This window comes from Demequina zhanjiangensis (assembly GCF_030418315.1).
GTDB lineage: Bacteria > Actinomycetota > Actinomycetes > Actinomycetales > Demequinaceae > Demequina > Demequina zhanjiangensis.
Map to the genome: position 1 here is coordinate 248,866 of NZ_JAUHPV010000003.1, position 26,925 is coordinate 275,790.

Genomic DNA, 26,925 nt, shown 5'->3' on the forward strand with positions numbered 1-26,925 from the left:
TTAATCGGCATTAAGCAATCGCGCAAAGGAGCGTGACATGCAGGAGCAGTTGTCCCCAGTGCTCGTGCCCGCCGGAAGGCACGCAGGCAAGGTCGCCGTCGTCACCGGCGCCAGCCGAGGAATCGGCTACGCCATCGCGCAGCGCCTCGTGGCTGAAGGCGCGTCCGTCGTCATGACGGCGCGCTCGCGCGACGGCCTGCAGGAGGCGGCCCTCGCGCTGCCGAGCGACCGCGTGCGGCTGGTCGACGGACGCGCTCAGGACCCCGAGCACCGCGCCGGCGCGATCAGGACCGCCGTCGAGGAGCTCGGCGGCCTCGACATCCTCGTGGCCAATGCCGGCATCAACCCCGTCTACGGGCCGCTGCTCGAGCTCGACCCCGACGCTGCACGGAAGGTGCTCGAGGTCAACGTGCTGGGCACGCTCGGCTGGGTGCAGGAGGCGTGCGCTGCCGGGCTCGGCAGCCGCCCAGGAGCCTCGATCCTCACGATGTCCTCCGTGACCGGCGCCGTGCCGTCGCCCGGCATCGGCTGGTACGGCGTGAGCAAGGCCGCCGTCTCCCACCTCACCGTCACGCTCGCTACCGAGCTCGCACCGCACATCCGCGTGAACGCCCTCGCGCCCGCGGTGGTCAAGACCGGTTTCGCTCGCGCCCTGTACGAAGGCAAGGAGGGCGAGGTCGCCTCCCGCTACCCGATGCACAGGCTCGGCACGCCGGATGACGTGGCGGCCGCCGCCGCATTCGTGTGCTCGGATGACGCCTCGTGGATCACCGGTCAGGTGCTGACGCTCGACGGAGGTCTGCTCGCCGGCGGGGGAGTCGCGTGACGGCCGCCGAGCTCGCCCAGGCGACGCGGCGCTTCGTGCGGGACGTCGTGCTGCCTGCCGAGCCCCCAGCGGGCACCGAGCTGCCGCCCGACGGCCGCGACGCACTCCAGCGCCGGGCCCGTGAGGCCGGAGTCTTCGCCCCCCAGGTGCCCGCACGCTTCGGCGGGTTGGGCCTTCCGCTGGACGACTGGTCCCCGGTGTTCCAGGAGGCCGGCTACTCGCTCCTGGGGCCCGCTGCCCTCAACTGCATGGCCCCGGACGAGGGCAACATGTACCTGCTGGAGAAGGTTGCGACCCCTGAGCAGCAGGAGCGCTACCTGCGGCCGCTCGCGGCAGGGCAGACGCGGTCGTGCTTCGCGATGACGGAGCCTCACCCCGGCGCCGGCTCGGACCCGGCAGCTCTCGCCACCACGGCGAGGCGGGTCGACGGCGGCTGGGAGATCGACGGCGAGAAGCGGTTCATCTCAGGCGCCGACGAGGCAGGTGTCGCGATCGTGATGGCCCGCACCCCGGAGCTCGGGGACGCGGCGGCCACGATGCTCCTCGTTCCCATGGACACCGACGGTGTCGAGGTCGGGCACCCCATCCGCACGATGGAGACAGCGATCACGGGAGGACACCCGCACGTCCACTTCCGGGGTGTGCGGGTGGACGACGACGCGGTGCTCGGCGAGGCGGGCGAGGGGTTCGCCTACGCTCAGGTGAGGTTGGGCCCCGCCCGGCTCACCCACTGCATGCGATGGCTTGGGCTCGCGCGCCGCGCCCAGGACACGGCGCTCGATCGCGTGCGATCCCGAGAGATGTTCGGCGCCCACCTGTCGGACCTGGGGATCGCCCAGGGCATGCTCGCCGACTCCGAGATCGACCTCGCGTCGAGCGAGGCCGTCATCGACCGCGCCGCACGCCTCCTCGTCGAGGATCCGCGTGCGGGAGCCACGGCGTCCTCGATCGCGAAGGTCCACGTGTCAGAGGCCGTGGGGCGCGTCATCGACCGCGCCGTCCAGCTGTGCGGAGGCGACGGCGTGACGCTCGAGCTGCCGCTGCTCGCGTTCCTCAACGAGGTGCGACCCTTCCGGGTCTACGACGGCTCGAGCGAGACGCACCGATGGGCGATCGCCAGGCGAGCCGTCTCACGTCGCCGACGCGAGGTCGAAGGCGGCGAAGGCGTGCTCGACACCGCGGAGGCCCTCCGATGAGCGCCCTCCTCACCCTTCCCGACGACGTGGACGTCGTGCGCACGCCACTCGTGGCTGCCGCGGCACACCGACCGCCGCTCCTCATCCTCGACACGCTCGGTGCCTACCTCGACACCGTCGGCGTCCCGGCAGGCGAGCTGTCATGGCGCCGCATCGGGGACGGCCAGGCCAACATCACCTACGAGCTCAGGCGCGGGGGAGCGCGGCTCGTCCTGCGCAGAGGGCCGCGTCCCCCGTACCCACCCTCGGCGCACGACATGCAGCGCGAGGCGCGCGTGATCTCCGCAGTGTCCGCGGCAGGCGTGCCGGCGCCCGCCGTGATCGCCGTGTGCGCGGACCAGAGCGTGATCGGCGCGCCCTTCTACCTCATGGAGATGCTGGACGGTGAGGTCGTCACCGACACCCTCCCGCAGGGCTTCGACAGCCCCGCAGCCGGCACCGCGATGGTGCACGCCGCGGTGGACGCGCTCGCGGACCTCCACGCCGTGCCGCTGACCGGAGCGGTCGCCGCGCTAGGAAGGCCCGAGGGCTACCTTGCGCGACAGGTGCGCCGCTTCGCCGAGCTCTGGCCGCTCAACACCCGCCGCGAGATCCCCGTCATCGACGGGCTCGCCGCACGGCTCGCCGCCTCAGTGCCTGAGAGCGCACGCGCGAGCGTCGTGCACGGGGACTACCGGCTCGGCAACCTCATGTATGCAGCCCCCGACCGGCTCATCGCGATCCTCGACTGGGAGATGGCGACGCTGGGCGACCCCCTCGCCGACCTCGGATACCTCGTCGCCACCTACAGCGAGCCTGGTCGCGAGCCGACGCCGATGGACCTCACCCCCGTCACCGCGAAGCCGGGCCTGCCTCGCAGACACGACCTCGCCGCGCGCTACGCCGAACGCACCGGAGCGGACGTCTCCGCGCTGGCCTGGTACGAGGCGCTCGCGCTGTGGAAGTCCGCGATCTTCTGCGAGGCGATCCATACCCGGTGGATCGACGGACAGAGGCCCGGAGACGACTTCGCACCGACCCTGACCGACGGCGTGCCACGCCTCGCCGACGCAGCCGACCGCGCGCTCACGCGCTTCGAGGAGGGAGGACGATGAAGATCCTCGTGCTCATGAAGGTGGTGCCCGACACCTACGGCGACAGGACCCTGTCGCTCGAGACGGGCCTCGCCCAGCGGGACTCCGACGACTCCGTGATCGACGAGATCGACGAGCGGGCGCTCGAAGCCGCGCTCGCGTACGCCGACACCGACCCCGAGGCGGAGGTCGTGCTCCTGTCGATGGCACCCGAGCCCGCCCAGGCGAGCCTGCGGAAGGCGCTCGCGATGGGCGCCTCTGAGGCCGTTCAGGTGGTCGACGCACGGCTCGCCGGCGCGGACATCGTCACCACCGCGGAGGTGCTCGCCGCGGCCGCCCGCCGCATCGGTTTCGACCTCATCGTCGCAGGCAACGCCTCCACGGACGGTTCGGGGGGTGCGGTGCCCGCGGCGATGGCTGAGATGCTCGAGATCGCGTGCGCGACCTCGCTGAGCCAGGTGGCGATCTCAGGTGACAAGGTGACCGGCACCCGCGCCACCGAGACCGCGCTCATCGCGCTTGAGACGACGCTTCCCGCGATCGTCTCGGTCACCGAGGCGCTTCCCGACGCGCGCCTCGCGAACTTCAAGGGCATCATGGCCGCCAAGAAGAAGACCATCGAGACGCTCAGCGTGGAGGACCTTCAGATCGATCCCGAGCACACCGAGGCGGCGCGGTCCATCATGATCGCCATCCGCGAGAGGCCACCCCGCGAGGCCGGCGTGAAGATCGTCGACTCGGGGGATGCGGGCATGCAGCTCGCCGACTTCCTCGTCGACAACCGGCTGGCGTGAGGGAGGGGACCATGGAGCTCCACACCATCCTCGTGCTCGCGGATCGTCTTCCCGACGGGGCCCTCGCGCCGTCTACCGCGGGACTGCTGGGCGCCGCCGCCGCTCTCGGCGATCCGGTCCTGCTGGTCGTCGGACCTGACGCGGGCGCACAGGCCGACGCCGCTGCATCGTTCGGCGCCGCGCGCGTGGTCCTCGCTCCCACGGACGAGGTTCCCGACTCACTGACGCTCGCCGACGCTCTCGCCGCCGGAGTCGAGTCCGTCCACCCCGAGGCGGTTCTCGCGTCGCACTCGGTCGACGCGCGGGAGGCGGCGGCACGCTACGCCGCTCGCACCCGAGCGGCGCTCGCCGTGGACGCCGTCGGTGTCTCCCGGGACGAGGAGGGGATCGTCGCGCATCACTCCGTCTACGGCGGCGCCTACCTCGTCGACTCCGCGGCGACGTTCGGTGTGCCGGTGGTGACGGTGCGCGCCGGTGCGGTCGACGACCGGGCCGACCCGGTAGAGGATCCGCAGACCGAGACCGTCACCGTGGAACCGAGCGGTCTGCCCGCACCGACCGTGACCGCCGTCGACCCGATCGAGGTGACCTCTGAACGTCCCGATCTGAGGGGGGCCGCGACGGTCGTCTCAGGCGGCCGTGGCCTGGGCTCGGTCGAGCAGTTCGCCCTCGTCGAGCAGCTGGCCGACGCGCTCGGTGGCGCCGTGGGCGCGTCCAGGGCAGCGGTGGACGCAGGCTATGTCCCCGCGTCCTGCCAGGTGGGTCAGACGGGCGTGTCGGTGTCGCCGCAGCTGTACATCGCGCTGGGAATCTCGGGAGCGATCCAGCATCGTGCCGGGATGCAGACCGCCAAGACGATCGTCGTGGTCAACAAGGACGCCGACGCGCCGCTCTTCTCGATCGCCGACTTCGGCGTCGTGGGCGACGTCTTCGACGTGGTCCCGCAGCTGCTGACCGCCCTCGACGAGAGGCGTAGCAGATGACTGCGACCATCCGCCAAGGCCTTCCCCGCACGCCAGGCGGCCCTGCGTGGCCGCCTGCCGAGGGCGCCACGTCGGGGTCGATGGAGTCGTCGCGCGCCCCCGCGCCTCCCGAGCCGACGGCGGGGGAGCCTGCTCGGCGCGCGGGGCTTCCCCGTCGGCAGGCGGGCCGGGACGATGCCGTGCGCTCACAGGTGCAGGCTCCGTCCTCCGCGTACACCGCGGTCGCGCTGCGCCGAGGGCTTCCCCGTGAGGCAGGGGGCGAGCCGTGGCCGCCCCCCGGTGAGGCGCTCGTACGCGCGTCGGTGTCGCCGAAGGCCCATGACGCGCGCGTGGACGCCCTCGGGGTTCCCTCCGCCTCCACGGAGCAGTCCGACCAGCGTCGTCCCGTGCCCGCGTCCCCGCAGGCATCGGTGTCCGACGTCGCTGAGCCCCAGCCACGGAGCCCCGAGGCCGTGGCCGCGAGCCGCCGTCGGCGACGCGTTGTGCTCGCGCTCCTCGGCACGCTCGCGGTCGGGGCGCTCGCCGTGGTCGGAGCACGTCAGCTCATGCAGACGCCAGGGATGCAGGACCTGGTGACCCGGTACCCGGGCTCCTACCTCCCGCCCGAAGGTACGCCCGTCGGCATCCCCGCATGGCTGTCGTGGCAGCACTTCTTCAACATGTTCCTCATCGCCCTGATCCTGCGCACGGGACTGCAGGTGCGGCGCCAGGAGCGGCCCGAGGCCTACTGGGCGCGCCGCGCCGAGCCGCGGACCCGCATCAGCCTCGTCGCCTGGACGCATCAGGCGCTCGACGCGCTGTGGGTGGTCAACGGGCTGGCGTACGTGGTGCTCCTGTTCGTGACAGGGCAGTGGATGCGGATCGTGCCGACCAGCTGGGACGTCGTCCCGAACGCGTTCACGACCGCCATCCAGTACCTGTCGCTCGACTGGCCGGTCGAGAACGGCTGGGCCTACTACAACAGCCTGCAGCAGCTCTCCTACTTCACCACGGTGTTCGTCGCCGCGCCCCTCGCGATCGCGAGCGGCATCCGCATGAGCGTCTACTGGCGCAGCGGGACCCGGCTGGACCGTCTCTACCCGATCGCCGTCGCGCGTCGGATCCACGTCCCTGTGATGCTGTACTTCGTGGCCTTCATCGCGTCGCACGTCGCGCTCGTCCTCGCCACCGGCGCGCGCCGCAACCTCAACCACATGTTCGCGGGCCAGGAGGACGCCGGCTGGCTCGGGTCCGTCCTCCTGCTGGTCGCGCTCGCCGTCATCGCGGTCGCGCTGATCGCGGTGCGGCCTCTGCTCGTCGCGCCGGTCGCACAGCGATTCGGGACGGTGAGCGGACGATGACCCTGACCCCACCACCGACCCTCCATCTCGCACCCCACACCCGAGCCGAAGGAGCCTCGCACGTGAAGACCCACACCGTCCGCGCCCACAGATCCGCAGAAGCGCTGCCGAAGCAGGAGCAGCTCGCCTGGCGGATCGCCCAGGTGGCGGCCGACCCCGTGCCCGTGACCGACGACGTGGCCGACATGGTGATCAACCGCGTCATCGACAACGCCGCGGTGGCCGCGGCGTCGTACTCGAGGGGCGCACCCTCCTCTGCACGGGCGCAGGCGCTGTCGCATCCTCCGTCGCAGCACGGCGCGGGCGCCACGGTCTTCGGCGAGCTGCTCACCACCCGCGTGAGCGCCGAATGGGCTGCCTGGGCCAACGGGGTCGCCGTGCGGGAGCTGGACTATCACGACACGTTCCTGGCGGCCGAGTACTCCCATCCGGGCGACAACATCCCGCCGATCGTCGCGGTCGCGCAGCACGCCGCTGAGCGAGGGCTCACCGGAGCAGACCTCTTGCGCGGGATCGTCGCCGGCTACGAGATCCAGATCGACCTGGTGAAGGCGATCAGCCTGCACGAGCACAAGATCGACCATGTCGCGCATCTGGGGCCGAGCGCGGCCGCAGGGATCGGCGCGCTCCTGTCGCTCGACACCGACACCATCTACCAGGCGGTCGGCCAAGCGCTGCACACCACCACCGCCACGCGGCAGTCGCGCAAGGGCGAGATCTCGTCATGGAAGGCGCATGCGCCGGCCCTCGCGGGAAAGCTCGCGGTCGAGGCGGTCGACCGTGCGATGCGCGGCCAGACGTCGCCCACACCTATCTACGAGGGGGAGGACGGCGTCATCGCGTGGCTCCTGGGCGGCTTCGATGCCCGCTACGAGGTGCCCCTGCCGGAGCCGGGTGAGGCGAAGAGGGCGATTCTCGACTCGTACACCAAGGAGCACTCCGCCGAGTATCAGTCGCAGGCCTGGATCGACCTGGCACGCAGGCTCCACCGTGAGCACCCTGAGATCGCCGACCCGAGCAAGGTCGAGCGCATCGTGCTCGCCACGTCTCACCACACGCACTTCGTGATCGGATCGGGCTCCGCCGACCCCGAGAAGTACGACCCTGCCGCGTCCCGTGAGACTCTCGACCACTCGCTGCCGTACATCTTCACGGTCGCCCTCCAGGACGGCGGCTTCGACCACGAACGCTCGTACCTGCCTGAGCGGGCCGCCCGCCCCGACACGGTCGCCCTCTGGCAGCGCATCACGACCACTGAGGACCCCGAGTGGACCCGGCGCTACCACTCGACCGATCCTGCCGAGAAGGCCTTCGGCGGCTCGATCGAGGTCACGTTCCGCGACGGCTCGGTGCACCGCGAGCAGATCGCCGTCGCGGACGCTCACCCGCTCGGAGCAAGGCCGTTCGCGCGCGCCGACTACGTGGTGAAGTTCCGCAGGCTCGCCCACGGCGTCGTGCCCGACGGTGAGATCGAGCGGTTCCTCGACGTCGCGCAGCGGCTCCCCGAGCTCGCGCCGCACGAGCTCGCCGAGCTGTCGTTCATCGTCGACCCCGCCATCCGCTCCGCCGCTCCCGCCCCCGCAGGCCTCCTCTAGGAAAGGACCACGATGCTGTACGCCGCCACGACGCCGGAGGGCAAGCGCCGCGCGTTCCGTGACCGACTCGCCTCGGGCGAGCTGCTCCGCATGCCCGGGGCCTTCAACCCGCTGTCAGCGCGCCTGATCGAGCGCAAGGGCTTCGACGGCGTCTACATCTCGGGCGCCGTGCTCTCCGCCGACCTCGGCCTGCCGGACATCGGGCTCACGACGCTCACGGAGGTTGCCGGAAGGGCGCGACAGATCGCGCGCACCACTGAGCTGCCCGCTCTCGTCGACGCCGACACGGGCTTCGGGGAGCCGATGAACGTCGCCCGCACCGTCCAGGAGATGGAGGACGCGGGAGTCGCGGGCCTGCACCTCGAGGACCAGGTCAACCCGAAGCGCTGCGGTCACCTCGACGGCAAGGAGGTCGTCGATGAGGGCACAGCGCTGCGTCGGATCCGCGCGGCCGTCGACGCCAGAAGGGACCCGAACCTGCTGATCATGGCCCGCACCGACATCCGCGGCGTGGAAGGCCTCGAGCCCGCGATCAGCCGCGCGAAGGCGCTCGCCGACGCGGGCGCCGACGCCCTCTTCCCTGAGGCGATGGCCACCCTCCGAGAGTTCGAGGCCGTCCGATCCGCCGTCGACGTGCCGATCCTCGCGAACATGACGGAGTTCGGGAAGTCCGAGCTCTTCAGCGTCGACCCGCTCCGAGACGTCGGCGTCAACATCGTCATCTGGCCCGTGTCGCTCCTGCGGCTCGCCATGGGAGCCGCCGAGCGCGGACTCGACACCCTCAACGCCGAGGGCAGCCTCACGTCCGAGCTCGGCTCCATGCAGCACAGGGCCGATCTGTACGACCTGCTCGACTACCGCGGCTACGACCGCTTCGACAGCGACGTCTTCAACTTCGAGGTCCGCAAGGACTGACCCACCCACCCACGCACCGACGAGTGCCGCAATCCCCGCCATCACAAAGGAGTGACCATGGGCGACACCATCGAGATCAAGAAGGGCCTGGCAGGAGTGACCGCGGACCGTACCGCGGTCTCCAAGGTCAACGTCGAGACGAACAGCCTGCTGTACCGCGGGTACCCCGTGCAGGAGCTCGCCTCCACCCAGCCGTTCGAATCCGTCGTGTACCTGCTGTGGCACGGCGACCTGCCGTCGAAGGTCCAGCTGAAGGACTTCATGCGACGGGAACGCGTCCAGCGCGCGCTCGACCCTGCCGTCGTCGCCGTCATCGACGGCCTGTCCGAGGCCGCACACCCCATGGACGTGGTGCGTACCGCGGTGAGCGTGCTCGGCGCCGACGACGCCGACGCGTGGAACAACGAGCCGGAGGCCGTGAGCGCCAAGGCGCTCGCCCTGTTCGCGAAGCTGCCCACCGTCGTCGCCCACATCCAGCGCAGGCATCGGGGGCTCGAGCCCATCGCGCCCCGGAACGACCTCGGCTACTCGGCCAACTTCCTGTGGATGACCTTCGGCGAGGAGCCCGACGAGGTGGCACGCAAGGCCTTCGACGTCTCCATGACCCTGTATGCAGAGCACTCCTTCAACGCGTCGACGTTCACGGCGCGGGTCGTGACCTCCACGCTCTCCGACTACTACAGCGCCGTGGTCGCGGCGATCGGCGCGCTCAAGGGTCCGTTGCATGGCGGGGCCAATGAGGCCGTCATGCGCACGTTCGACGAGATCGGCGCGCCCGCGAACGTCGTGCCCTGGCTCGAGGACGCGCTCGAGCACAAGCGGAAGATCATGGGCTTCGGCCATCGCGTCTACAAGCGCGGCGACTCGCGCGTGCCCACCATGAAGGCGGCGTTGGACACCTTGGTGGATCACTACGGCCGCGCCGACATCGCAGAGATGTACGCGGCGCTCGAATCCGAGTTCGTGTCCCGCAAGGGGATCTACCCGAACCTCGACTTCCCGTCAGGGCCCGCCTACCACCTCCTGGACTTCGACACCGACGTGTTCACGCCGATCTTCGTGGCGTCCCGTGTGGCCGGGTGGACGGCCCACATCCAGGAGCAGCTCGCCGACAACTCGCTCATCCGGCCGTTGAGCGCGTACGACGGGGTCGCAGAGCGCCACATCGACGGCTATGTGGCCGACAAGGCTGCGAGGGAGGCGATGACGCGTCGCGAGGAGCTGGCCGGCTAGGGCGATCAGTCGTCCTCGGGGTCGTCATCGTCGTCCGCGTCAGCCTCGTCCACGTCCTTGGCGCTGATGCCCAAGGCGTCGATGTCGACCCCCGCAGGCGGGGCGTCGTCGGCGAAGTAGGCGCCCGTCAGCGTCGTCGACGTGAGGTCAGCGCCCGTGAGATCCGTGCCCGTGAGGTCCGCGTCGGAGAGGTCCGCCTCGGCGAGGCTCGCACCGGCGAGCACGGCATGGGAGAGATCAGCGCCGGTGAGGTCGGCTTCGTCGAGCGTGGCGCCCGTGAGGTCTGTCCGCTTCAGCTCGGCTCCGACCAGGACCGCATCGGAGAAGTCAGCGCCAGCGAGGGCGAGGCCGCTCAGCTGCGCCGAGTCGAGATAGAGCGACGAGAACGGGAGGAGCTCGCGCTCGCTCATGACCGCCTGACGGACGAACAGCGAGTTGCTGAGCGACTCGTCGCGCGCCGCTCGTTGCACGTCGCGGTTGTAGTCGATCCACGAGATCGCGAGCGACACGAGCGCGGCGAGCAGGAGGCCACCGATCGCCTGCATGATCAGCTCGTCCCTGTTGCGGCTCCAGAAGCTCGGCGGACGGTCGGGGCTCGGGGACATGGGGGCTCCTTGAGGGCGAGTGGGGCATCTCCGTCTTCTCTGCCAGGGACGACGCTATCAAGTCTGGTGGTGATCGGGGAGCGTCGCGCCGTGGCGCAGCCCAGGGGGCATCCGGTGCCACGCGGGGAGGCCTCCGCGCGCCTATCATCGACCGCATCGGGGGTAGTGCATCGGGGGGTCGGCCGGCGGGGAGCGGCGGTGCACGAGGATCGGGCTCGGCGTGGGGCCCCGGGAGATGCTCGTCTGCGACAGAGGCGGACCACATGAGCGATTCAGAGGTACCTGCAGCGCGAGTGAGGCGTGCCCGCGTCAGCCTGGTCGTGCTCTTCTCGGGCGTGGGCATCCTCGCCGGATCGCTCGTCTCGCGCACGCCGAGCATCCGCGACGACCTCCAGGTCTCACCCGCCGAGTTCGGCACAGTGCTCCTCACCGGCGCGCTCGGCGGCATCGTCGCATTCGCGTTCACCGGGGGACTGGTCGCGCGCTTCGGCGCCCTGAGGGTGGTCCGCTCCTGCACCGTCGGATCCATCACCGGACTGCTCACGATGGCTCTCGCGACGGCGCTCTCGCAGCCGATCCTGTACGCCGCCGGACTCTTCGCCGCGCTCGGGATCTTCGAGATCTTCATGGCGATCCTCAGCGCCGAGGCTGCGACTCTCGAGCGTGTCGTCGATCGCCCGATCCTGTCACAGTTCCATGCGGCCTTCTCCCTGTCGATGCTCGCGGGGCTGGGCCTCGGCGCCGGCTACTCCTTCGCCGGAGTCCCGGTCGCCTGGCACTTCACGCTGAACGGGATCGTGGTCGGCACAGCCTTCCTCGCGGTGTCGCGCGGCGCCTTCCTCGACGGAATGCCCGACGCGTCTGCCCAGGGCGGTGAGCCGCGAGACTTCTTCGGCGGGATCAAGAACGCGGTGCGGGAGCGCCGCACGCTCGCTCTCGGCCTCATCCTCCTCTGCGCGTTCACGACGGAAGCCGCCGCAGGCAACTGGATCCCGCTCGCCATCGTCGACGACTACTCACGCACCGAAGCCGTCGCGGGACTGACGTACGCCGGCGTGATCCTGGCCCAGAGCATCACGCGCGTGATCGGGGTGCCCGGACTGGCGCGGCTCGGCAGGGTGACCACGCTGCGCGTGTCGGCGCTGCTGATCGCGCTCGGCGCGCTCGGCTTCGCATTCTCCCCGGCGTGGTGGCTCGTCATCGTCGCCCTGCTGGTGTGGGGCGTGGGCACCGCGTTCTCGTTCCCCGTCGCGCTCTCGGCCGCAGCCGACGAGCGCACGGACGCCACGTCCAGGGTCGCCGCCGTCAACGTGTTCGCCACGGCCGGAGGCCTGATCACGCCCCTCCTCATCGGTCTCCTGGCCGAGGCCATGCAGATCCGGCAGGCGCTCCTTCTGGTGGTCGTCGCGGCCCTGGTCATCTTCGTCCTCTCACCGGTCGCACGGGTGCCGGCTCAGCTCGCGGCCTCGGCCCCGAAGGCCTCCCCGGGGCAGTCCTGAGGAGCACCCGGTGATGCGTCCCCGTGCTGGCGGAGAGACGAGAATCACATTTGGATATCGACGACTTGCGTCCCTCGTCGCCGGGCCGATTGAGGAGTATGTTGTGCCCGGATCCTCTATGTTTCGCGAACAAGTGCGAGGAGGAGCCGCCTGGCCTTTGGGGGCTTCCGGGCCAGGTTCATCATCACGAGGGGACCAGGTGACTCGAGTGCACGCTCGCAGCGCATCACAGAAGAAGAGCTGGCGCGTAGCTGCGCGCCTCGGAGCGGCAGTGCTTGCCATGGTGGGCGTGATGTTCACCGGCACCGCAGCGACTGCGGTAGCGCCGTCCGGCGGGTTCAGCGACGTGCCCGCGAGCAACACCTTCTACCGCCACATCATGTGGCTCGCGAACAACGACATCGCCAGCGGCTACGCGAACGGCACCTTCGGGCCGAGCGACGCGATCACCCGCGGACAGATGGCGGTGTTCCTCTACAAGCTCGCAGGCTCGCCCTCCTACACGCCTCCGTCGAAGTCGCCGTTCACGGATGTCTCGACGAGCAACACGTTCTACAAGCACATCACGTGGCTCGCCTCCACCGGCATCACGTCGGGTGTGGGCGACGGCTCGCGGTTCGCGCCCGAGGCGAAGGTGACCCGTGGGCAGATGGCGGTCTTCCTCTACAAGTACATGTCGCCGTCGGGCTACGTGACGCCGTCGTCTGCGACCTTCGGAGACGTTCCCAAGTCTCACGCCTACTTCCGACACATCTCGTGGCTCGCTGACTCGGGCGTGACCTACGGCTACGCCAACGGCGACTACGGAGCCACCGACTCGGTCACCCGCGGCCAGATGTCCGCGTTCCTGTTCAAGCTGTACCACTCGTACGCGCCGTGGGCTGAGATCAAGATGCTCGCCCCCGACAGCGAGGGCTACTGCCCGGTCTATGTCACCTTCCACAACGTGGGCGACGAGGCGATGCGCGTCCGCATGGAGTGGAACGACCTGTACGAAGGCGAGCTCTACTACGCCGAGTGGATCGACGACACGAGGCCGTGGAACGGCACCGCGCTCGTCGAGGACCTCGCGCCCGCGTGGCCGGGAGACGAGATCACCCTGGCCCAGGCCAGCGTCGACTACGGCGACGAGGACTGGTGGTACATCGACACCCTGCTCGGCAGCAACGTCACCTGCCCGTAAGGATGAGCATGCTTCCTCAGGCCCTCTCACACCAGCCTGAAGGCGTGCGGACTGCTCGCTCGGTCCCGGTCTGGCGGCGCTCGATCGCCGCACTCGTGACCGCGCTCGTCGCGGCGGCGGGGGTCACCCTCGCCGCCGCGCCGGCATCCGCAGCCTTCTCCGACGTGCCGTCGAACCACCCATACCACACGCACATCACCTGGCTCCAGCAGAAGGGGATCGTCTCCGGTGTCGGAGATGGCTCCAGGTTCGCGCCGAACTCCACGGTGACGCGCGGTCAGATGGCTGTGATGCTCATGGGGCTCTCCCAGCTCGGATCCAACCGGCTCCTGATGCCGTCTGGTCCTGTGCTCGATCCCGGCGTCAACAGCAGCGCAGGACCCTTCCTCGATGTCCCGTGGAGCGCCTTCTACGGCTCTCACGTGGCGTGGCTCAGCAACGAGGGCGTGACTTCGGGCACCAAGGGGGGTCGCTACTTCTCGCCAGGGGAGTCGGTGTCACGCGGCCAGATGGCGGTGTTCCTCTACAAGCTCTACGGTTCGCCGAGTTACAGCCCGCCGGCGAAGTCGCCCTTCTCGGATGTCCCGACGAGCCACCCCTACTACAAGCACATCATGTGGCTCTCGCAGTCGGGCATCACCTCGGGGGTGGGCGACGGCTCTCGGTTCGCGCCCACTGCGAGCATCACGCGGGGCCAGATGGCTGTCTTCCTCTACAAGTACGCGACGGAGCTCGAAGCCTGGGCTCGCGTGCAGTTCGGGGAGCCTCAGGATGGCCAGTGCACCTTCGCGCTGAAGGTCTACCACTGGAACCCGGCGTGGAACAGCTTTGCGCTGACGACGGAGGTCCGATCAGACGCGCACGTGTTCCTCCAGGACTCAGATGGAGTCTGGTCTCCCTCGACCCTCGTCGTCGACGAGTGGCTCGGGTACGAGTGGGAAGAGTGGGACGGGGACCACGGAGACCTGCTTGACGCGAGTCTGCTGATCGGAACAGTCTCGGTGAAGCGCGAGATCGAGGTCGCTCTCGGCAGCAACCGCACGTGCAGCGCCTAGCGGCTCCATGGACGCCTGAAGGCCCGCCTCCCCAGGGAGGCGGGCCTTCACGCATCTCCGAGCGTCCTGACGGTCGGCGTCGACGCGTGCGGGGCAGGACCTGCCAGTGGCACGGCGAAGGGGCCGCCCTCGACCGGAGTGATCCGGCCGGGACGGCCCCTTCGCTAGGCGTCTACGCGACGATCACACGTCGTAGTAGAGCTCGAACTCGTGCGGGTGCGGACGGAAGCGCAGCTGGTCGATCTCAGCGGAACGCTTGTAGTCGATCCACTCGGCGATCAGGTCCGGGGTGAACACGCCGCCCTCGGTGAGGAACGCGTGGTCCGCCTCGAGGGTGTCGAGCACCTTGTCCAGCGAGTCCGGCACCTGCGGGATGAGAGCGTGCTCCTCCGGGGGCAGCTCGTACAGGTCCTTGTCGACCGGGGCCGGCGGCTCGATCTTGTTGCGGATGCCGTCGATGCCCGCCATGAGCAGCGCCGCGAACGCGAGGTACGGGTTACCCGACGAGTCGGGGGCGCGGAACTCGATGCGCTTGGCCTTCGGGTTCGAACCGGTGATCGGGATGCGGACCGCAGCCGAACGGTTACGGGCCGAGTACACCAGGTTGACCGGTGCCTCGTAGCCCGGCACGAGGCGGTGGTACGAGTTGACGGTCGGGTTGGTGAAGGCGAGCAGCGACGGAGCGTGCTTGAGGATTCCACCGATGTACCAGCGGGCGATGTCCGAGAGACCGCCGTAGCCGTTCTCGTCGTAGAACAGCGGCTCGCCGTCCTTCCACACCGACTGGTGCACGTGCATGCCGGAACCGTTGTCCCCGAAGAGAGGCTTGGGCATGAAGGTGACCGTCTTGCCGTGCTTCCAGGCGACGTTCTTGATGACGTACTTGAACTTCATCAGGTCGTCACCAGCGTGGAGCATGGTGTTGAAGCGGTAGTTGATCTCCTGCTGGCCGGCGGTGCCCACCTCGTGGTGCGCACGCTCGACGGACAGGCCGACCTCCTCGAGGACCTTGACCATCTCGTCGCGGAGGTCCGCCATCTGGTCGCCGGGGGAGACGGGGAAGTAGCCGCCCTTGTAGCGGGTCTTGTAGCCCAGGTTGGGCGAGCCGTCAGCGTTGGTCTCGGCGCCGGTGTTCCACCAGGCCTCGGAGGACTCGATGTGGTAGTAGCCCTCGTGCTGGTTGGTGTCGTAGCGCACCGAGTCGAAGATGAAGAACTCGGCCTCGGGGGCGAAGAACGCGGTGTCGCCGATGCCGGTCGACTTCAGGTACTCGATGGCCTTGGTCGCGACGTTGCGCGGGTCACGCGAGTAGGGCTCGTTCGTGAACGGGTCCACGATCGAGAAGTTGATGACGAGCGTCTTGGCGGCGCGGAAAGGGTCGACGAACGCGGTCGCGACATCCGGAAGCAGCTTCATGTCGGACTCGTTGATGGCCTGGAAGCCACGGATCGACGAACCGTCGAACATGGCGCCATCAGTGAAGACGTCCTCAGTGAACTGCGATGCAGGAATGTTGAAATGCTGCATCTGGCCGGGCAGGTCGCAGAAGCGGATGTCGACGAACTCGACGCCCTCCTCCTTGACGAACGCAATCGCCTCTTCGGCGGTACTGAACATCCGATTGCTCCTTAGGAGAGACAGGTTGCTAGGACTAGCACCTCACACCCTAGAGCCACGCTGTTGCCCCTGCGTTCAACTTTTGTTACATGCGTGTTACGTCGGTGTGAAATCGACGTATGCGGAGGGGACCTGGCGCCCCTCCGCATCGCCTAACCTTGTGCTCATGCCTACCGCAGAGCGCCCGTCCGAGGCAATGGAGTCCCCCTCGATCCTGCGGCGAGCGGGGGGCCTCGCGATCGACTGGACGCTCTCGCTTCTCGTGACCTCCGCCTTCCTGAGGGCGCCAGGCCTCGATGTGGACAGCCTCTCCGCGGTGGAGCGCGTGCTGTTCGCGGGAAACCAGTGGGGGACCGTGGCGGTGTGGGCCGGTCAGCACCTGATCCTCGTCGCTACTCTCGGCACCACGATCGGTCATCGGGTGCTCGGCATGAAGGTCGTGCGCGAGGACGGTGCTCCCACCGTCGGATTCGCGCGCGCTGCCGTCCGAACGGCGCTCACGGCTCTGGTGCTCCCCGCGATCCTCACGGATCCCACGGGGCGCGGGTATCACGACGCTGTGGCGCGGACTCAGCTCGTCTCGGTCCGCGGCTGACCTCGCGACGGTCAGCACGAGCCCATTCCGCGGCGAACAGCCGTCGAGAAGCGACGAAGCCCGCCACCCAGCAGGGTGACGGGCCTCATGCAGCGGGGAGCCGGCTCAACGGCCGCGCGACCCCTTGAAGTCCTTGCCGGCGCGCAGCGGGTCCACGCCCTTCGGCATGGGGAGCTGGGCACCGCCCATGGCGCGCAGCCGTGCGCGGACCGCCTGCTGCTCATCCTTGTTGAGGCCCTTGGTGAGTCCGCGGCCGTACGCCTCCGACTTCACCTTGCGAATCGCCTTCGGCAGCTGCTTCACGGGCACCTGTCCGTCCGCGGTGCCGACGTAGATGGGAGTGACCTTCACGCCGGACGCGACCTTGGCGAGGCGCGCCTTCACCTTGTCGACATGCTTGCGTACGCCCGAGCCCTCAGCGAGGAGCACGATGCCGCCGTTGCCGACGCCGTAGAAGACGATCGCGGTGCCTCGCTGGTCGACGGCGATCGGGTTCTCCTCGAACTGCCATCCGCGTCGGATCGACTGCGCGACGTACAGCGAGCCACCCATCTGGCCCTCCATGCGCTCGAAGGCGACCTTCTCGAACCTGCGCGTGAGCAGGAACATGTCGCCCAGGACCGCGAGCAGCACACCGAGGATGAGCGCATAGACGAGAGCGACCGTGCTGCCGAACAGCAGGCCTGCGACGGCCGACGCGCCGAGGATGATGACCGGGATCAGGATCAGCAGCGGCACGAGCGCGCTGTCGTGAGGCTTGGTGAACCTGTACGCCTGGGCGATCAGGTGGTACCAGCGCTGCTTCTTCTGGGGTGCTTCGTTCTTCGCCATGATGCGGCCAAGTCTAGTAGGTCGAGAGGCCCTCGCCTCCCGCAGCCCTCAGCGGGTCCGGGACAGCAGCGAGGCCGCCTCCTGGCGTGCCTCCATCGGCTCGCCGAGGTGGCTCAACGCGGCCGGGATCGGGCGGCCCTTGCGGGTCATCGCCTGGCCCCACAGACGTCCGGCCCTGTAGGACGAACGCACCAGCGGGCCCGACATGACTCCCAGGAACCCCATCTCCTCAGCGGCCTCAGAGAGGTCGACGAACTCCTCAGGGCGAACCCACCTCTCCACGGGGTGGTGCCGCGGGCTCGGGCGGAGGTACTGCGTGATGGTGATGAGGTCGCACCCGGCGTCGTGCAGATCCTGAAGCGCCTGCATGACCTCGTCCATGGTCTCGCCCATGCCCAGGATGAGGTTGGACTTGGTGACGAAGCCGTCCGCCTGCGCCCGCGTCAGCACCTCGAGCGAGCGCTCGTAGCGGAACGCGGGGCGGATCCGCTTGAAGATGCGGGGCACGGTCTCGACGTTGTGGGCGAGCACCTCGGGGCGCGACGAGAACACCTCGGCGAGCTGGTCCGGCTCGGCGTTGAAGTCGGGGATCAGCAGCTCGACGCCTGTGCCGGGATTGAGCGCGTGGATCTGGCGGACGGTCTCCGCGTACAGCCATGCGCCCCCGTCCTCCAGGTCGTCGCGGGCGACTCCCGTGACCGTGGAGTACTTGAGGCCCATCTCCTGCACCGACTTCGCGACCTTGAGCGGCTCCATGCGGTCGAGCGCGGACGGCTTGCCGGTGTCGATCTGGCAGAAGTCACAGCGTCGGGTGCACTGCGCGCCGCCGATGAGGAACGTCGCCTCGCGGTCCTCCCAGCATTCGAAGATGTTGGGGCAGCCGGCCTCCTCGCACACGGTGTGAAGTCCGCCGCCCTTCACGAGCGACTTCAGCTCGTTGTACTCCGGGCCCATGGTGGCCTTGGTGCGGATCCACTCCGGCTTGCGCTCGATAGGGGTCTCGGCGTTGCGGGCCTCGATGCGCAGCATCTTGCGGCCCTCAGGTGCGGGGGTCACACGGTCTCCTTGCGTCGGGGGACGGACTCGTCGTCGCCGGGGGCGGCTGACTCCGTGTCGGCAGGCGTCCATCGTACGTCGGCGAGAGCGGAGTCGAGGGCGCCGAGCACGTGCGGCACCGCCTCGGCGATGGGGACGTCTCTTCCCAGCTCGGCGCTCAGGGAGGTCACGTCGGCATCCGAGATGCCGCACGGCACGATCCTGTCGAACTCGGCGAGGTCGGGGTCGCAGTTGAGCGCGAAGCCGTGCATGGTGACGCCTTTGGCTACCCGCACGCCGATCGCGCAGATCTTGCGCTCGCGTCGGCCATCGGTGGCGGGCAGCCACACTCCCGAGCGCCCTTCGACGCGCATGGTGTGGATGCCGAAGGAGGCGCAGGCGTCGATGATGGCCTGCTCGAGGCATCTGACGTACTTGACCACGTCGACAGGCTCGGCGAGCCTCATGATCGGGTAGCCGACCAGCTGGCCGGGTCCGTGCCAGGTGATCTTGCCTCCGCGATCCACGTCGACGACGGGTGTGCCGTCCAGAGGTCGGTCCCACGTGGCCGTGCGCTTGCCTGCGGTGTACACGCTCTCGTGCTCGACGAGCACCAGCGTGTCGCCGCGTGTGCCGGCCACGATCTCGCCGTGGATCTCGCGTTGGCGATCCCAGATGCGGCGGTACTCGAGAGGGCCCTCGGGGAGCAGGTCCAGTGTGTCCACGGCTCAAGGCTAACCCGATCTGAGCCGCCACCCGGTGCCATGTCAAATAGCGGGAATGAGAACGTGAAACGCCACGTTCTCCTGCCATCAAGACCTAGTCAAGTGTTCACTCCAGAGCCTTAAGGAAGAGACCCGCTGTGAAGCACACCTGGATCAGACCTGTCCTCGTTCTGCTCGCCATCGTCGCATGGCTGGGCGTGGGAGGAGCGGGAGGACAGACCTTCGGCCAGCTGTCGGACGTGCAGGAGAACGACTCCGCAGCGTTCCTGCCCGCGACCGCTGAGTCGACCGAGGCCGCCGAGGCTCACGCCGAGTTCGTCCAGTCCGAGTCCGTACCCGCGCTGATGGTCGTCGAGGGTGGCTCCGCGGAGGACGTCGCCACGGTGCAGGGCTTCGTCGACGAGGTCCTCGCGGAGCCGCTCGAGGGCGACCCCGAGGGGCGCACGATCGGTGACGTCATCCTCACCGGCCCCGGCGGCATGGGCCCGCAGGCCGTCGCCTCGCAGGACGGCGAGGCGACCCTCGTCACCTTCGCCGTGGACGCCGACGTGTTCGCTGAGCAGGTGGGCGAGGAGTCCTTCGGCACCGTGCTGGTCAACACCCTGCGCGACGCGTGGGAGGCGGCAGACCTCGGCATGGAGGCCTACGTCACCGGCCCCGCCGGCCTTGTCGCAGACCTCACGGAGGCCTTCGCCGGCATCGACGGCATCCTGCTGCTCGTGGCGCTCGCCGTCGTGCTCGTCATCCTGCTGATCGTGTACCGCAGCCCGGTGCTGCCGTTCCTGGTCCTCGCGACCTCCATGATCGCCCTCACCGGCGCCATCATCCTCGTCTACGCCCTCGCCTCGAACGACGTGATCACGCTCAACGGACAGAGCCAGGGCATCATGTTCATCCTGGTGGTCGGTGCGACGACGGACTACTCGCTTCTCATGGTCGCCCGCTACCGCGAGGAGCTGCTCCGCACCCGATCGCCGTACTCCGCGCTCGCCACCGCGTGGAAGCGCTCGCTCGAGCCGATCGCCGCCTCGGCCGGCACCGTCGTCCTTGGACTGCTCGTGCTTCTGCTCAGCGACCTCAAGTCGAACTCGTCGCTCGGCCCCGCGGGCGCGATCGGCATCGTGGCGTCGTTCGCCGCGGCGCTCACCCTGCTGCCTGCGCTCCTGCTGATCGGCGGCAAGCACGCCCGAGGCGTGTTCTGGCCCGCGATGCCGCGCTACAGGGGTGACGACGCGCCCGCCGACCCGGTGCACGCCGATCTCAGCCCCGCGGAGCGCGAGAAGGTGACCACCGAGCTCGAGACCAAGGCAGGCGTGTGGGGCAAGGTGTCCCGCGCCGTGGACCGTCGTCCGCGCGTCATCTGGGCCTCGGCTGCGCTGGGGCTCGCCGTCCTCGCGGCTCTCCTGCCCACGTTCCAGTCGGGCGGCCTCGGCGAGCGTGACGTCTTCCTGGGCGAGGTGGAGTCCATCGAGGGCTTCGACCTGCTTGAGGAGCACTTCGACGCAGGGGCCACCTCCCCGATCCGCGTGATCGCCCCGGAGGAGAGCGCCGACGAGATGCTCGCGACCGTCTCCGCCGTCGAGGGCGTGGACCAGGCCTACCTGCTCACCCCGTCGGTCGCCGAGGGTGCGCCGGTCGGCGTCGTCCCGGGCGAGGAGCCGCTCGTGGTCGACGGCCGCGTCGAGGTGGTCGCCATCACCCAGGTCGCGGCGTCCTCCGTGGAGGCGACCGAGATCGTGCAGGACATGCGCGACCAGGTGCACGCCGTCGATGCCGACGCGCTGGTCGGAGGCCAGGCTGCCGAGACCCTCGACACGCGTCTCACCTCGGAGCGAGACCTGCGGGTGATCCTCCCGACCATCCTGCTCGTGATCCTTGTGGTGCTCATGCTGCTGCTGCGCGCCGTGCTCGCTCCCGTGCTGATCATGCTGGCGAACGTCCTCAGCTTCGCGGCGACGATGGGACTGTCGGCGGTGGTGTTCAACCACGTGTTCGGCTTCCCGGGCACCGATCCGGCGGTCCCGCTGCTCGGCTTCGTGTTCCTCGTGGCGCTGGGCGTCGACTACTCGATCTTCCTGATGTCGCGTGCCCGGGAGGAGACGCTCGTGCACGGCAACCGCGAGGGGATGCGCCGGGCGCTGGCCGTCACCGGCGGGGTCATCACCTCGGCGGGCATCGTGCTCGCAGCCACGTTCGCTGCGCTCGGCGTCATCCCGCTGATCTTCCTGGCGCAGATCGCGTTCATCGTGTCCGTCGGTGTGCTGATCGACACCTTCGTGGTGCGGTCGCTCCTGGTGCCGGGGCTGGTCGCCGACATCGGACGCCTGTCCTGGTGGCCTCTCCACAAGCGCATCGAGGACTGACCCGTACGACGCCGGCCTGTGGATTTCCTCCGCGGGTCGGCTTCGTGCTGCTTTTCTGAGGTCCATGGTTGCTGAAGGCGAGATCGCGCAGATCCGACGGGTCATCGGGGTGGGCGAGGCTGTCTACGTCGCCGCGGGCGCTCGTGCCGAGGTGGTGCGCGCGCTTGGGGCCGAGGAGTTGCGCGCCCCCGATCGGGTGATCATGCAGGGCGATGCCGTCATCGCCCTGATGCCCGTGAGCCACGGGGTCACGCTTGCCGAGGTGATCCGCGCGAGTGGGCCCCTCAGCGCCGGTGAGTGCGTGTGGGTCGGCACGCGGGTCGCGCGCGCTCTCGCACGGCTTCACCGCGCCGGGATGGCACACGGCGTCGTGGACGCCGAGAGCATCCTGATCGATTCGGGATCCGCCGTGCTGCTCGACACGGGCGCCGGAGTGGCGAGTGCGACTCAGCCCGACGACGTCGCGGCCTTGGGGCGCCTGTTGCGGGCATCAGCGCGGACCTCGGACGCGGATGTCATGACGGCGTGGACGGATCCGATGTCCGCCGACGATCCGTCCGGCCGCCCTACGGCGGCCATGGTCGCGCGCGCTCTGCCTGGAGCGGCCGAGGAGCGGCCGGTCGCGCTGCCTGGGCCTTCTGTCGCATCCCGGATGCGCGAGAGCCTCGCCTCGTCGGAGCCTGCTTCCGAGGGCGCGCGACGTGGGAAGGGGAAGCCCGCGTCCACCGGTCCCCGAAGACCACCGGTCGGGCGGCAGGAGCGGCCGTCCGACCGGTGGTCTGCGCTCGCCTCGCGCCTGTCCACGACTCCGCGCAGGCTCGCGATGCTGAGCGGGGGAGCGGCCGCGGCTCTGGTGGCGCTCACTGTCACGGCGGCGTTCCTCGCTTCGGCGGAGGCCTCTGCTGCCCCCACCGGCGACGCTGCGGCGCTCGCGCGTGGCCTCGCTCAGTCGGGTGCGGCGATCGGCCCAGGCGACCCTGCGCAGGCGGCCGCGCGCCTCACCGAGCGGCGCTTCGACGCGCTCGACGCGGGTGACGCGACCGCGCTGCTCGCGACCACGGCGGAGGGGACGCCTGCGAGGGCACGTGCGGAGCAGCAATCGGCCTCTGTGACGGCAGGAGCCCTCGTGTACGACGGGCTTGAGGTGAGCGTCGACGCCACTCAGGTGCAGGAGGAGGGTGGGGACAGCGCGGTGGTCGCGATCGAGTACACGATGTCCGGCTACGACGTCACCGTCTCGGGTGAGACGACGCATGCGGAGCCGGCCACGGAGTCAGTCGTGCTGGAGCTCGTGCTCGACCACGGACGATGGCGCGTCAGCGAGGTCAGCGCGAACTGACGACCCAGCGCGCGGCGTCCTCGATCTGAGGGTGCGTCCACGTGAAGCCCAGACGGGTCAGCACGCCGGGGATCGCCTGCTGCGAGGAGAGCAGGTCCTCGGCTGCGGGGCCTACGACCGTCCGCAGCACCCAGTCCGGCACGGCAAGGCCCGGAGTGCTGCCGGCGGCGTGGGACAGCGCGGCGATCAGGTCCCTGTCGCGCACTGCGAGAGGCGCGACGATGTTCGACGGGCCATGGTGATCCGACTCAAGGTGGAAGGTGAGCGCGCGCACCACGTCCTTGAGCGAGATCCACGAATGCCACGCGGATCCTGACCCCAGAGCCGACAGGAGGCCACGGCGGACGAGCGGGAGCAGCCTCTCGGCGAACCCGCCCTCGGGAGCGAGGACCAGGCCGGTACGCAGGTACACGACCCGCGCGCCCGCGTCCTCCGCGGGGGCGGCCGAGGCCTCCCACGTCTTGCAGATGTCGGCGAGGAACGTGTCTCCGGCTGCCGAGCGCTCGGACAGCGCCTCCTCGCCGCGGGAGCCGTAGTAGCCCATCGCGGATCCCTGGAGCAGGACTGCGTCCGGGTTCGCGTCGGCGATCGCCTTGGCGAGCGTGGTCGTGGAGTCGACCCGCGACTGCCTGACCACCTGCTGGTACGAGCTGGTGAGCCTGCGCGCGCCGATCGAGGCGCCTGCCAGGTTGACGACAGCGTCGGCGGACGCGATCACGTCGTGGTCGACGAGACCCGCGGCGGGGCTCCATGATGACTCGTGCTCACCGCTGGCCTGACGCCGCACGAGGGCGACCACAGAGTGGCCGCCCTCGCGCAGCGAAGCGGAAAGCGCGGTGCCGATGAGCCCGGAGGCTCCTGAGATGACGACGCGCATCAGGACCTAGAGGTCGAGCTCGTCCTCGAACGCGCCGCCTTCGATGCGGGCCTTCACGGTCTGCAGGAAGCGGGCGGCGTCGGCACCGTCGACGATGCGGTGGTCGTAGCTCAGCGGCAGGTAGGCCATGGGGCGGACCGAGATGACGTCCTCGCCATCCGGGCCCTTGACGACCACCGGCTTCTTGACGATCGCGCAGGTCGCGAGGATGCCGACCTGCGGGGACGGGACGATCGGCGTGTCGAACAGCGTGCCGCCGGAGCCCGTGTTGGTCACCGAGAACGTGCCGCCCGAGATCTCGTCTGCGGCCAGACCGCCATCGCGGGCCTTGGTGGCGAGGTCGACGATGCCCTTGGCGTGGTCGACGATCGTCTTGGAGTCGGCGTCACGGAGCGTCGGCAGCATGAGGCCCTTCGGCGTGTCCACCGCGAGCGAGAGGTTCACCGTCGGGTGGTAGACGATCGAGCCGTCATCGACCGACGCGTTGAGGAACGCGTGCTCGGTCAGCGCCTCAGCCACGGCGCGGGTGAAGAACGGCAGGAACGTGAGGTTAACGCCGTGCTTCTCCGCGAACGCGGTCTTCGACTTCGCGCGCAGCGCCCAGATCTTGGTGCAGTCGACCTCGACCACGGAGGTGAGCTGCGCCATGCCGTGCAGCGACTCCATCATCTTGTCGGCGGTGATCTTGCGGATGCGGGTCATCTTGACCGTCTGGCCGCGCAGCTCCGACACCTTCGCCTCAGGCGCTGCCGGTGCCGCGGGCGTTGCGGGAGCAGCCGTAGCCGCGGGAGCGGCCGGAGCCGGCGCGGGAGCCTCCGCGGCTGCGATGACGTCCTCCTTGCGGATGCGTCCGCCGACACCGGTGCCGGAGACGCCCGAGAGGTCCACGCCGCGCTCGGCGGCGAGCTTGCGGACGATCGGCGTGACATAGCCCGAGCCGCCGACCTGGCCCGCAGGAGCGGGTGCGGAGGCCTGCGCGGGTGCCGCAGCCGGAGCCGAGGCAGGTGCCGGGGCGGACTGAGGCGCAGGAGCCGAGGCGGGCGCCGGCGCAGGTGCCGGAGCGCTCTCGGCGGCAGGTGCGGGAGCCGAGGCAGGTGCCGGCGCAGGTGCGCTCTCAGCCGCGGGGGCGGGAGCAGGAGCCGCGGAGCCGTCGCCGATGCGTGCGAGCACCGCGCCGACCTCGACCGTGTCATCCTCGGCCACGAGGATCTCGGTCACGGTGCCGGCGAACGGCGACGGGACCTCGGTGTCGACCTTGTCCGTCGAGACCTCGAGCAGGGGCTCGTCCGCCTCGACGGTGTCGCCGACGTTCTTGAGCCAGCGGGTGACGGTGCCCTCGGTGACCGACTCGCCCAGTGCGGGGAGCGTCACGTCGCGACCGCCCGCAGCGGGTGCTGCGGCGGGAGCGGGTGCCGACTCGGGTGCCGGGGCAGGAGCAGAGGCAGGTGCCGGTGCCGGAGCGCTCTCGGCTGCAGGGGCAGGCGCAGGTGCGCTCTCGGCCGCGGGGGCCGGGGCCGCAGGGGCCGAGCCCGCCTCGGAGGCCTCGCCGATGCGTGCGAGCACGGCACCGACCTCGACCTCCTCATCCTCGGCGACGAGGATCTCGGTGACGGTGCCTGCGAAGGGCGAGGGGATCTCGGTGTCGACCTTGTCGGTCGAGACCTCGAGCAGGGGCTCATCGACCTCGACGGTGTCGCCGACGTTCTTGAGCCAGCGGGTGACGGTGCCCTCGGTGACGGATTCGCCGAGGGCCGGAAGAGTGACGTCGTTGCTCATGTGCTGGGAACTCCCTTGGTCGAATCAGTCGTGCGCGTGCAGCGGCTTGCCGGCAAGCGCAAGGTGAGCCTCACCGAGCGCCTCGTTCTGGGTCGGGTGGGCGTGGACCAGCGGTGCCACGTCCTCCGGGTGCGCGTCCCAGCTGACGATGAGCTGGGCCTCGCCGATCTGCTCGCCGACGCGGGCGCCGATCATGTGGACGCCGACGACGGGGCCGTCCACCACGCGGATGAGCTTGATGAAGCCCTGCGTGTTGAGGATCTGGCTCTTGCCGTTGCCGCCCAGGTTGTACTCGATGGCCTTGATGTTCTCGGCGCCGTACTGCTCCTTGGCCTTGGCCTCGGTGAGGCCGACCGAGGCGAGCTCGGGCTCGCAGTAGGTGACGCGCGGGATGTTCGACTCGATGATCGGCTGCGGGTTGAGGCCCGCGATCTGCTCGGCGACGAAGATGCCCTGCTGGAAGCCGCGGTGCGCGAGCTGGAGGCCGGGAACGATGTCGCCGACCGCGTAGATGCTGCCGACGCCGGTGTGAAGTCGCTCGTCGGTGAGGACGAAGCCACGGTCCATGTTGAGGCCCTGCTGCTCGTAGCCGAGCGACGCGGTGCGGGGTCCGCGGCCCACGGCGACCAGCAGGATGTCGGCCTGCTGTGTGGTGCCGTCCTCGAGCGTGACGGTGACGCCGTTCGCGTCCTGGGTCACCGACTGGAAGCGCTTGCCGAGCGTGAAGCCGATCTTGCGCTTGCGGAACGCGCGCTCGAGGGCCTTGCTGAGGGACTCGTCCTCGTTGGGGGCGAGGTGGGGGAGCGCCTCGATGATGTGCACCTCGGAGCCGAAGGACTTCCACACGGAGGCGAACTCGGCACCGATGACGCCGCCGCCGAGCACGATCGCGGAGCGGGGCACGTAGTCGAGCGTGAGCGCCTGGTCCGACGTCATGACGCGGCCGCCGATCTCAAGGCCGGGCAGCGAGCGGGCGTAGGAGCCGGTGGCGAGGACGATGTTCTTGCCGGTGTAGCGCTCGCCGCGCACCTCGATCGCGTCAGGGCCGACGAGCGTGCCGTGGCCCTCGATCATGGTGACCTTGCGCGACTTGATCAGGCCCTGGAGGCCCTTGTAGAGGCGGTCGATGACGCCCTGCTTGTAGGCGTTCACGCCGTTCATGTCGACGCCGTCGAACGTCGTGGAGACTCCGATGGAGGGGCCGTGCGCGGCGGTCTCGGCGACCTCGGCCGCGTGCAGCAGCGCCTTGGTGGGGATGCACCCGTTGTGAAGGCAGGTGCCTCCGACCTTGGCCTCTTCGACGAGACCGACGGTCAGGCCGAGCTGTGCAGAGCGCAGCGCCGCGGCGTAGCCGCCGGAGCCGCCTCCCAGGATGAGGACATCAAACGAGCGCGGGGTGGACTCGGACACTATTCGTTCTCCTTGTAAGGAAGTCGGTACCGCCCATCTTGCCACCTGGCGCGGTTGACG

At 69.6% G+C, this 26,925-nt stretch carries 23 protein-coding genes; 15 read left to right on the forward strand and 8 right to left on the reverse strand.

Translation table 11 applies throughout. The features are described from left to right. The first annotated feature begins 37 nt into the window (after positions 1–37). From QQX04_RS06510 to QQX04_RS06550, 9 genes are all read left to right on the forward strand, one after another. Positions 38–826 carry an SDR family oxidoreductase gene (locus QQX04_RS06510; protein ID WP_301127372.1) on the forward strand — a complete coding sequence of 263 codons (789 nt, stop codon included), beginning with the start codon at positions 38–40 and terminating at the stop codon, positions 824–826. Then, the gene (locus tag QQX04_RS06515) at positions 823–2,022 is read left to right on the forward strand and encodes an acyl-CoA dehydrogenase family protein (protein ID WP_301127374.1); all 1,200 of its coding nucleotides are present in this window, start codon (positions 823–825) and stop codon (positions 2,020–2,022) included. The genes QQX04_RS06510 and QQX04_RS06515 overlap by 4 nt, the downstream gene beginning before the upstream one ends. Continuing rightward, a complete protein-coding gene (locus tag QQX04_RS06520) occupies positions 2,019–3,116 on the forward strand; it encodes a phosphotransferase family protein (RefSeq protein ID WP_301127377.1) in 1,098 nt (365 codons plus the stop codon). The genes QQX04_RS06515 and QQX04_RS06520 overlap by 4 nt, the downstream gene beginning before the upstream one ends. Then, complete coding sequence (locus tag QQX04_RS06525; RefSeq protein WP_301127379.1) at positions 3,113–3,889, forward strand: electron transfer flavoprotein subunit beta/FixA family protein; 777 nt, start codon at positions 3,113–3,115, stop codon at positions 3,887–3,889. The genes QQX04_RS06520 and QQX04_RS06525 overlap by 4 nt, the downstream gene beginning before the upstream one ends. Positions 3,890–3,900: 11 nt before the next feature. Beyond that, positions 3,901–4,872, forward strand: a complete 972-nt coding sequence (locus tag QQX04_RS06530) for an electron transfer flavoprotein subunit alpha/FixB family protein (RefSeq protein ID WP_301127381.1) — start codon at positions 3,901–3,903, stop codon at positions 4,870–4,872. Beyond that, complete coding sequence (locus tag QQX04_RS06535) at positions 4,869–6,212, forward strand: cytochrome b/b6 domain-containing protein (protein WP_301127383.1); 1,344 nt, start codon at positions 4,869–4,871, stop codon at positions 6,210–6,212. The genes QQX04_RS06530 and QQX04_RS06535 overlap by 4 nt, the downstream gene beginning before the upstream one ends. Positions 6,213–6,274: 62 nt before the next feature. After that, the gene (locus tag QQX04_RS06540; RefSeq protein WP_301127385.1) at positions 6,275–7,807 is read left to right on the forward strand and encodes an MmgE/PrpD family protein; all 1,533 of its coding nucleotides are present in this window, start codon (positions 6,275–6,277) and stop codon (positions 7,805–7,807) included. Positions 7,808–7,819: 12 nt separating this feature from the next. Further along, positions 7,820–8,722 (forward strand): methylisocitrate lyase, encoded by a 903-nt coding sequence (gene prpB, locus QQX04_RS06545; RefSeq protein WP_301127387.1) that lies wholly within the window; start codon positions 7,820–7,822, stop codon positions 8,720–8,722. A gap of 57 nt (positions 8,723–8,779) precedes the next feature. Continuing rightward, positions 8,780–9,955 (forward strand): bifunctional 2-methylcitrate synthase/citrate synthase, encoded by a 1,176-nt coding sequence (locus QQX04_RS06550; RefSeq protein WP_301127389.1) that lies wholly within the window; start codon positions 8,780–8,782, stop codon positions 9,953–9,955. Between the two features lie 5 nt (positions 9,956–9,960). On the opposite strand, the gene QQX04_RS06555 is transcribed toward QQX04_RS06550, so the two are convergent. Next, on the reverse strand, positions 9,961–10,560 hold the full coding sequence (locus QQX04_RS06555; RefSeq protein WP_301127390.1) for a pentapeptide repeat-containing protein: 600 nt from the start codon (positions 10,558–10,560) through the stop codon (positions 9,961–9,963). 263 nt (positions 10,561–10,823) lie between these two features. Here QQX04_RS06555 and QQX04_RS06560 point away from each other — a divergent pair, with 263 nt between their 5' ends. From QQX04_RS06560 to QQX04_RS06570, 3 genes are all read left to right on the forward strand, one after another. After that, positions 10,824–12,059 carry an MFS transporter gene (locus QQX04_RS06560; protein ID WP_301127392.1) on the forward strand — a complete coding sequence of 412 codons (1,236 nt, stop codon included), beginning with the start codon at positions 10,824–10,826 and terminating at the stop codon, positions 12,057–12,059. Positions 12,060–12,339: 280 nt separating this feature from the next. Continuing rightward, positions 12,340–13,242 carry an S-layer homology domain-containing protein gene (locus QQX04_RS06565; protein WP_301127696.1) on the forward strand — a complete coding sequence of 301 codons (903 nt, stop codon included), beginning with the start codon at positions 12,340–12,342 and terminating at the stop codon, positions 13,240–13,242. A gap of 8 nt (positions 13,243–13,250) precedes the next feature. Then, positions 13,251–14,297 carry an S-layer homology domain-containing protein gene (locus tag QQX04_RS06570; RefSeq protein ID WP_301127394.1) on the forward strand — a complete coding sequence of 349 codons (1,047 nt, stop codon included), beginning with the start codon at positions 13,251–13,253 and terminating at the stop codon, positions 14,295–14,297. Between the two features lie 183 nt (positions 14,298–14,480). On the opposite strand, the gene glnA is transcribed toward QQX04_RS06570, so the two are convergent. Beyond that, positions 14,481–15,914 (reverse strand): type I glutamate--ammonia ligase, encoded by a 1,434-nt coding sequence (gene glnA, locus QQX04_RS06575; RefSeq protein WP_301127396.1) that lies wholly within the window; start codon positions 15,912–15,914, stop codon positions 14,481–14,483. 166 nt (positions 15,915–16,080) lie between these two features. On the opposite strand from glnA, the gene QQX04_RS06580 reads away from it, so the two are divergent. After that, positions 16,081–16,509 (forward strand): RDD family protein, encoded by a 429-nt coding sequence (locus tag QQX04_RS06580; RefSeq protein WP_301127398.1) that lies wholly within the window; start codon positions 16,081–16,083, stop codon positions 16,507–16,509. A gap of 105 nt (positions 16,510–16,614) precedes the next feature. On the opposite strand, the gene QQX04_RS06585 is transcribed toward QQX04_RS06580, so the two are convergent. From QQX04_RS06585 to lipB, 3 genes are read right to left on the reverse strand one after another with little or no spacing between them, the layout of a single operon-like run. Continuing rightward, on the reverse strand, positions 16,615–17,340 hold the full coding sequence (locus QQX04_RS06585) for a DUF4191 family protein (RefSeq protein ID WP_301127400.1): 726 nt from the start codon (positions 17,338–17,340) through the stop codon (positions 16,615–16,617). A gap of 48 nt (positions 17,341–17,388) precedes the next feature. Continuing rightward, the gene (gene lipA / locus QQX04_RS06590) at positions 17,389–18,396 is read right to left on the reverse strand and encodes a lipoyl synthase (RefSeq protein ID WP_301127405.1); all 1,008 of its coding nucleotides are present in this window, start codon (positions 18,394–18,396) and stop codon (positions 17,389–17,391) included. Continuing rightward, positions 18,393–19,100: a lipoyl(octanoyl) transferase LipB gene (lipB, locus tag QQX04_RS06595; protein WP_301127406.1), complete on the reverse strand. Its 708-nt coding sequence runs from the start codon at positions 19,098–19,100 to the stop codon at positions 18,393–18,395. The genes lipA and lipB overlap by 4 nt, the downstream gene beginning before the upstream one ends. A 137-nt stretch (positions 19,101–19,237) precedes the next feature. Between lipB and QQX04_RS06600 the strand changes: the two genes are divergently transcribed. Both QQX04_RS06600 and QQX04_RS06605 read left to right on the forward strand, forming a co-directional pair. Then, positions 19,238–21,463 carry an MMPL family transporter gene (locus QQX04_RS06600; RefSeq protein WP_301127408.1) on the forward strand — a complete coding sequence of 742 codons (2,226 nt, stop codon included), beginning with the start codon at positions 19,238–19,240 and terminating at the stop codon, positions 21,461–21,463. A 64-nt stretch (positions 21,464–21,527) separates the two neighbouring features. Then, a complete protein-coding gene (locus QQX04_RS06605; RefSeq protein WP_301127410.1) occupies positions 21,528–22,802 on the forward strand; it encodes a serine/threonine-protein kinase in 1,275 nt (424 codons plus the stop codon). Here QQX04_RS06605 and QQX04_RS06610 read toward each other — a convergent pair. The 3 genes from QQX04_RS06610 to lpdA are packed head-to-tail and all read right to left on the reverse strand — an operon-like array spanning position 22,789 to position 26,865. Next, on the reverse strand, positions 22,789–23,679 hold the full coding sequence (locus tag QQX04_RS06610) for a TIGR01777 family oxidoreductase (RefSeq protein ID WP_301127412.1): 891 nt from the start codon (positions 23,677–23,679) through the stop codon (positions 22,789–22,791). The genes QQX04_RS06605 and QQX04_RS06610 overlap by 14 nt on opposite strands. 6 nt (positions 23,680–23,685) lie before the next feature. After that, the gene (sucB, locus tag QQX04_RS06615) at positions 23,686–25,455 is read right to left on the reverse strand and encodes a 2-oxoglutarate dehydrogenase, E2 component, dihydrolipoamide succinyltransferase (protein ID WP_301127413.1); all 1,770 of its coding nucleotides are present in this window, start codon (positions 25,453–25,455) and stop codon (positions 23,686–23,688) included. 24 nt (positions 25,456–25,479) lie between these two features. Further along, on the reverse strand, positions 25,480–26,865 hold the full coding sequence (lpdA, locus tag QQX04_RS06620) for a dihydrolipoyl dehydrogenase (RefSeq protein ID WP_301127415.1): 1,386 nt from the start codon (positions 26,863–26,865) through the stop codon (positions 25,480–25,482). Between the last annotated feature and the right edge of the window lie 60 nt (positions 26,866–26,925).